The following is a 7,424-nucleotide window of genomic DNA, read 5'->3' as shown; positions in this document are numbered from 1 at the left end:
CCACAGCCTGGTCACGTAGCGAACTCGCAGACCACCCCGAGGACGGCATTCCCGGCGAAGGCACCCCTGGCACGAGCCACAGTCTGCCCGCCGGCAGCCGACTGGACATCCCGAGCCGACAGCACTACACGCAGCATCGACCACGGTACAAAAAGCAACACAAGGCACTTTCAAGCATATACGGAGAGTGCTCTAACGGGCGCCCGTAGCACCCATGACCACATCCAGGTAGCGAGCCCACGCCGCATCCGCGTCCGGGGGGACAACCCTTGCCCGCAAGGCCTTGAGCACTCCCGGCTCGTAGAGCCGCCGCAGTGTCCCGGCCAACGACACCGAGTCGCCGGGTGCGGCAAGAAGCCCGTCCACGCCATCACGTACGGTCTCGGCCAATCCGCCGACCCGGGTCGCCACCACCGGCAGACCGTGCAGGTGGGCAAGGTCGACGTTCTGGGTCGCCGTCCCCGCCCGGTACGGCAGAACGAGCGCATCCGCGGTCGCGAACAACGCCGGCACATCGGTCACCGACACATATCCGGGACGCAGCTCCACCCGCGCGGTCAGGCCGAGCTCGGCGACGAGCTCGCGGGTGCGCTCGACACCACCCCAGAACTCCCCGGCGACAGTCAGGCACACATCGGGCGGCCCGGCCGCCAATGCCCGCAGCAGGACATCCAGACCTTTGTACGGTCGGATCAGCCCGAAGAACAACAGCCTGCGCCGGGTGCGATCCCCGTCTCCTGCTCGGTCTCCTGCGCCATCCCCATCGGGGGACGGTCGAATGTCACCATCCGCGGTATCCATCTCACGCCACGTCCGCAGATGCGGCGCCATCACAGCGACCGCCACCGGCCGATCCGTCAGCGCACGGGCCTGTTCAGCCTCGGCCGACGTGTGTACGACGACTCCCGACACCCGCCGCAGCACGGCCCGGATCAGCGGTTCATCGCCGGCGCGCCGCTCATGCGGCAACACGTTGTGGCACAGGGCGAGGACGGCAGGCCCACCAGCCCGAGGCCCACCAGCCGGTCGGAGGCCGGCGAGGATACCCAGATGGGCCGGCGCCTGGATCGGGGTCACCACCACGATGATCACCGCATCGGCGCTGTGGTACAGCCGCCGGCCAAGCCGTACCCACGAATCCGGGCGGCACCACGACAGCGGATACGCCGTGGCCGCGAAGGGCTCTGTCTCGGGGTGACTCACGCGCTGGCGACCCGGGTAGAGCCGGGCCGGATACTGCCGCGACCATGACTCTATCCGCACACTGTGGCCACGCCCTGCGAGCCGGTGTGCCAACTCCGTCGTGTGCTGGGCGACACCTCCCTTGTACGGGTGGGTCGGACCGACGATCGCAATACGCGCCCAGGACGTTCGGGCCGTCGACATCTCAGGTGCCACTGCGGGAACGGACTATCAGGTCGCCGATCAGGGCCAGTACCACGATCTGGAAACCGACCAGGATCGCCAGCAGAGTGGACGTGGTGACCCGCAGGTCGTACCGGATGAGATCCACGGCGAGCTTCACGAAACCCAACCCCATGATCCACAAAGCGATCGGCATCAGCACCCTGATCGGGTCGAAGTACATGACCATCCGCAGCACCTGCAGGATGTAGCGGCGCGCGTCCCGAAACGGATGGAACTTGCTCGTACCCGACCGCTTCGCGTAGTGGATCGGAATGTAGTCCACGGGGTGCTGATTCGACAGGAATGCCATCGTAATCGTGGTGACGCAGGAGAATCCAGGCGGTAGCAGCCGCAGATACGGCAGGGACACGTCTCGCCGAAATGCCCGTAGACCCGAGTTCAGATCGGGAATCTTCATGCCGGTCAGGCGCTGCGCAATCATCCGGATGAACCACTTGGCCGGCACCCGTGCCCATTTGTGCGTTCCCTCCTCCGTGATACGCGCACCCACAACCTGATCAACGTCGGGGTTGGCATCGAGATGGCGGACGAACTCCGGGATCCGGTCATTCGGATAGGTCATGTCCGCGTCGGTCCAGACCACGATCGTCCCGCGGGCATCCTGCGTGCCGATGCGGCGAGCGGTGCCCGAGCCGCCGTTGCGGCGGAACGAAATCAGCCGCATCCGCGGGAACCGGTGCATCACACCACGCAGCAGGGCGGCAGTGTTGTCGGTCGACTTGTCGTCGATTACCAGCAGTTCGTAACTGTAGCCGCTGGCATCCATGGCGGCACTGATCCGCTCCAACTCGCGGACCACATGATCCTGCTCGTTATAGCACGGAAGCACGATAGTCACGTATGGCGCGGCAGTTACGTACGGCTCGGCAGTTATCTCCGCTGTCGGCCCGACCCCGGATCGCTGTCGGTTCAGGGTGGGCGTGCCCGCCGTTGCGATGCTCGAAATCGAGATGTCCGCGGTCGGAGCGTCTGCGGTCGGAGCGTCTGCGGTCGGGGTACTCGCGGTCGGTGTACTCGGAACCGGTGTACTCGGACCGACCGATGCACGGACAACACTGCCACTCACGTCGACGCTGCTCCTGATAGTCAGCCGGAACGCACGGGTTCACCGGTACCGCTGGAGTGCTGGAGTGCTGGACTGCTCACGGATCGGTCGAAGTGAATGATCGTCTCCTCCCCCGCATGCGCCTGGATCCCAGAGTTGCACGGCAGGTCCAAACGCCGGGGATGGAGGCCCCTTCGCGGGTACAACACGACCATGATCGCGTCGTCTCCGACCGGTTAGGCTCATCAACCATGGATGGACTCAGCGATCGTCTCGGCCGTCATGTCAGAACGCTTGACCGGCAGTTCGTCCACGACCTTCGGGAATACGCCCGAAACGTCAGGACGCTGCGCGCGGGGCGGGAGGCGTCCGCACGCTCCTTCGCGGCGGGGTTGCGCTACCCGATCGCGCACGGGCAGCCGATCTGGATCGGATCGCCGACCGTCATCGAAGGGCACGAACGCATCGAGTTCGCCGACGGCGCGGCCCTGCGGATCGGCCTCGGCCCGTTCGGGATCTCGACCCACCGGGACACCTCCGTGCTGCGGATCCATCCCGAAGGACGACTGCGGTGCGAGGGGGTCGTGTCGGTGCAGCGCGGGGCACGCATCGTGGTGGACTCCGGCCTGCTGCAGCTCGGCCACAACGTCAACATCAACGGCTTCGCGAAGATTCTCGTGCGGGAACGCGTGAGTATCGGAGCGGGCTGCACCATCTCCTGGGACACCCAGATCCTCGACAACGACTTCCACCCCATGACGGTGGACGGGGTGGAGCAGCCGATGAGCGCCCCGGTGATCCTGGAGGATCGCGCCTGGATCGGCACCCGGGCGATCGTCCTGAAGGGAGTGACGATCGGCGAGGGCGCCGTGGTCGCCGCGGGCGCAGTGGTGACCCGCGACGTCCCACCGAAGACAATCGTCGCGGGCTCGCCAGCCAAGATTGTCGGCCAGGTCGACTCCTGGCGGTAGCTCGGCAGAAGCCGCCGGCAGCATCACGGGAGAGAGCGACACATCCCGAGGCTATCACCGATAGTAGCTTTTCACGTACTTAGAGTTGTTACACTGCCCGACGTCGATCAAGTGCGAACGAATCGGGGCCGACATGACCGTCGTGGGCGTTCGGGATGGGGGCGTCCGGGATGCGGGCGTCCAGGATGCGGGCGTCCAGGATGCGGAGGCGTTCGGATCCCGGCCGACTCATGCCGCCGCCGCCGGACGGTTCGGTCCGCTGGAACTGGTGCGTCGAACCCCGGCGCACATCTGGTTGGTCACCGGGCTTTTCAGCCTCCTGCTCGCGTGCTGGTCGGTACTGGTGCCTCAGTATCACGCACCGGACGAACCGAACCACGTCGACGCGATCATGCGACTCGTCCAGGGCGACGGCTGGCCGCGTCCGGGCAACGCCTTCGTGACGGCCGACGGAGTCGGAGCCATCGCGGTGTCACCGTTCGGCAGCCCCGCGGATCCCTACGACCTGACGGTCGACCCGGTCCCCGAGCGGGACGCGGTAGCGCGGTCAGCGCGACCCGCCTGGGACAGACTTGCCAACCCCGGGCAGCCGCCAGGCTCCATCCAGCAGCTCGTCCAACATCCACCGTTGTACTACTGGGTGAACGCCACCATCCTCGCCGCGTTCCCGGGCGGCGGGGACACCCTGCGCTGGGACGTGACCATCGGCCTGCTTCGGATGATCAGCGTGGCGATGGTGGCACCGCTGCCGCTGCTCGCGTATGCGGCCACCCGCCGGCTGCACCCGTCCCCTCTCGCCGCGACGGTCGCAGCACTGACGCCCTTCGCCGTTCCACAACTGGTCCACATCGGCTCCAGCGTCAACAACGACAACCTGCTGGTCCTGTTGGGCGCGCTGGTCACGGTGGCGGTCGCCCACATCCTGACCGGGGACACCTCGGCGCGGACAGCGGGGTGGACCGGCCTGCTGACCGGACTGGCGCTGCTCACGAAGTCCTTCGCGGTTGTGCTGGTGGCCATGGTCGGTGCCGCGTATGTGATCAGCTGGCTACGCGGAGCGCGCCCGTCCAGGTCGTCGATCGCACTGTGCAGTTTCATGATCATTGGCGCCGGCGGCTGGTGGTGGCTGGTCAACATCATCAGATGGGGCGCGTTCCAACCGCGTACACCGGGCTTTCCACCCGGCCGGTACGTCGGATCGGACTGGACCGTCTACTGGAGCTGGATGTCGCAGGGCTTGCTGGGTCGCTGGTGGGGTTCGATCGGATGGTACGAGGTCGATCTGCCGTTGCCGCTGGTGCTCGCAGCCTCGGGTGTCGTCGCCGGGCTGGCCGCCTGCGCCGTGATCCGCACTGCCGGCCGGAGGAACCGGACGAACCTGGTGTTCATGCTGTGGCCGACCAGCGCCCTGCTGGTCGTCGTCGCGGTCGGGGCAGCCATGCACGTGGCGGACACCGGGCACATCACCGGAGTCTCCGGTCGATACCTGTTCACCGGCTTCACCGGGATAGCCGTGCTGGTCGGCACCGGGACGGCCACACTGCGACCCCGCTTTGCCCGGTGGATGCCGCTCGCGCTCCTGACCGCCGCAGTCGGCATGCAAGCGGAGTCGATCAGCGAGGTCGTCACCTACTTCTGGCGCCCGCCCGCGGGTGGCGTCACCGAAGCCTGGCATGCCATGACCGCCTGGTCGCCGTGGCCGACGGTCGTTGTGGAGGTCGTCTTCGTATCCACTGTCGTCCTCACCGTCGTGACCGCGGTGGCGGTGACACGCGCTTGGCGGGAACCGACGGGCGGACGCACCGCCCGCGCGGCAACACCCGCCGTGGCGGGAGCAACGTGCGCCGAGCTGGACACGGTGCCCGCCGAGCTGGACACGGTGCCCGCCGGGCGCGACACGGTGCCCGCCGAGCTGGACACAGTGCCGGCCGGGCGGGCGCAGAGATCCCCGGCCACGATCGAAGTGATCGACACCCGCCGGCTCGACGCGTCCGTTCGGCACCGCCAGGGTCCCGACCTACCACCGGTCGTGTCGTTGTCAGGGAATGTCACACTGCTTGGGCAACCAGGGAAACCAGGTGGCCGGTGGCCGCTCCCGCCGCGCACTGTCCGGCCACCGGATGAAGACGCCTCCTGACGAGAACACAGCCTGACGAGGACGCCGCCTGGCGGGCGGAGCAGACCCGGGACGCGACCGCGTACGCTGCGCACAGAAACGCTCTAGGAGGCTGGTCTCCCTGCCGCCCTCGCCATCCGGCGCGTCCGCGACACCCCCCGCGGCGCTGGCTCCCTCCGACCCTGCGAGCCTAGGTCGCTACGTGCTGCTCGGTCGTCTCGGCGAGGGCGGCATGGGCACGGTTTACCTGGGCCGCGCCCCGGATGACCGATTGGTCGCGGTCAAGGTGATCCGCGCCGAGCTCGCCCGCGTCCCGGAGTTCCGCGCCCGGTTCCGCCGAGAGGCCGCCGTCGCCCAACGGGTCGCCCGGTTCTGCACCGCCGAGGTTCTCGACGTGGTCGACCCCGCCGACGGCGCGCCGTACCTGGTCACCGAGTACATCGACGGCCCCACGCTGACGCAGGCCGTAGCCCGCGGCGGTCCACTGACCTCAGCCGATCTCGAACGGGTCGCGGTCAGTGTCGCCGCCGCCCTCACCGCCATCCACGCGGCCGGTCTGATCCACCGCGACCTGAAGCCGTCCAACGTCCTGCTCTCGCCGTTGGGGCCACGGGTCATCGACTTCGGTATCGCCCGCGCCGTGGATGCCGAAACAATCATCAGCAAAGACATGCACGTGGTCGGAACGCCCGCGTTCATGGCGCCGGAACAGGCCATCGGGGACCCGGTCACCGCGGCCGCCGACATCTTCTCCTGGGGCGGGCTCGTCACCTTCGCGGGAACGGGTTCGTACCCGTTCGGGGAAGGCCCGACGCACGCCCAGCTCTACCGGGTCGTCCACCATGAGCCGAACCTGGACGGCCTGCCGGACATGCTGCGCGACGTGGTCGAAGCGGCGATGCACAAGGCGCCGAACGCGCGGCCCAGTGCCCAGGAGCTGCTGATTCGCCTGGTCAACCTGGGCACGACCACCAAGCCCGACCCCGAGGTCACCCAGCTCGTGCGGACCGCCTCGGCATCCCTGCTGCCACTGCAGATGACGCCCCCCGACAACGGCACATCCCAGACACAGGCAGCACAGGCAGCACCGGCAGCTGTCTCACCGACGAGGCACGCCGGCGACCGGATCGCAGTCGACCAGACCGACCCGGGCAGCCACCGGCGCCGGCCTCGGCTCCCGTGGCGCAGCCCACTCGGCCGGGTGGCGACGGTGCTCTGCGGCGCCGTCGCTCTGGTGGTCGCCACCGTCATAGCGATCATGGCAATGCGCCCCGCCAACGGGTCGGGGACCGATGTCCGGGGGTGGGCCGAGGTCGCACGCACGGTCGCGGCGGATGCCGACGCGACCCGAGGCGTCAACGCCACCCTGGCCGCCCGGCTCAGCCTCGCGGCCTACCGGATCTCGCCCAGTCCGCAAACGCGGGCGAGCCTGATCACGTCGTTCGCGGGACGTTACGCCACACCACTGACCGGTCACACCCTGTCCATCCTCGGTGGAGCGTTCAGCCCCGACGGCAATCTGTTCGCCACCGCGAGCGCGGACCGGACCGTCGAGCTCTGGGACGTCACCAGACCGGCCCAACCGACCCTGCTCGCGACCCTGACCGGGCACACGGACTGGGTCCTTGCGGTCGCGTTCAGCCCGGACGGCCGGACCCTGGCGACCGGCGGTAACGACGGCACCGCGCGGCTGTGGGACATCACCGATCCGCACAAGCCGGTGACCCGCGCAACCCTGACCGGACACAACGCGCATGTCCGGGACGTCGCGTTCAGCCCGAACGGGCGCCTGCTCGCGACCGCCGGGGACGACAACACCGCCCGGCTCTGGGACGTGACCGACCAAGCCAGGCCGCGCCAGCTC

The 7,424-nt window shown here is 68.3% G+C and carries 5 protein-coding genes; 3 read left to right on the top strand and 2 right to left on the bottom strand.

Translation table 11 applies throughout. The features are described 5' to 3' along the window. Positions 1 to 192: 192 nt before the first annotated feature. Both U9979_RS06220 and U9979_RS06215 read right to left on the bottom strand, forming a co-directional pair. Positions 193 to 1,386 (bottom strand): glycosyltransferase, encoded by a 1,194-nt coding sequence (locus tag U9979_RS06220; protein WP_322778614.1) that lies wholly within the window; start codon positions 1,384 to 1,386, stop codon positions 193 to 195. Between the two features lies 1 nt (position 1,387). Then, entirely contained in the window at positions 1,388 to 2,302 is a 915-nt protein-coding gene (locus U9979_RS06215) for a glycosyltransferase family 2 protein (RefSeq protein WP_322778630.1), read from the bottom strand. A gap of 422 nt (positions 2,303 to 2,724) precedes the next feature. Here U9979_RS06215 and U9979_RS06210 point away from each other — a divergent pair, with 422 nt between their 5' ends. From U9979_RS06210 to U9979_RS06200, 3 genes are all read left to right on the top strand, one after another. Further along, a complete protein-coding gene (locus tag U9979_RS06210; RefSeq protein WP_322747581.1) occupies positions 2,725 to 3,444 on the top strand; it encodes an acyltransferase in 720 nt (239 codons plus the stop codon). A 133-nt stretch (positions 3,445 to 3,577) separates the two neighbouring features. Continuing rightward, positions 3,578 to 5,581 carry a DUF2142 domain-containing protein gene (locus U9979_RS06205; RefSeq protein WP_322778613.1) on the top strand — a complete coding sequence of 668 codons (2,004 nt, stop codon included), beginning with the start codon at positions 3,578 to 3,580 and terminating at the stop codon, positions 5,579 to 5,581. A 181-nt stretch (positions 5,582 to 5,762) separates the two neighbouring features. Further along, on the top strand, positions 5,763 to 7,424 hold a 1,662-nt coding region (locus tag U9979_RS06200; RefSeq protein ID WP_322778612.1), incomplete at its 3' end, for a serine/threonine-protein kinase.

Source organism: Protofrankia sp. Cas4 (genome assembly GCF_963555915.1).
In the GTDB taxonomy this organism is placed as follows: Bacteria; Actinomycetota; Actinomycetes; order Frankiales; family Frankiaceae; genus Protofrankia.
The sequence above is the reverse complement of the archived record's forward strand: the minus strand, read 5'-3'. Positions and strand labels throughout refer to the sequence as shown.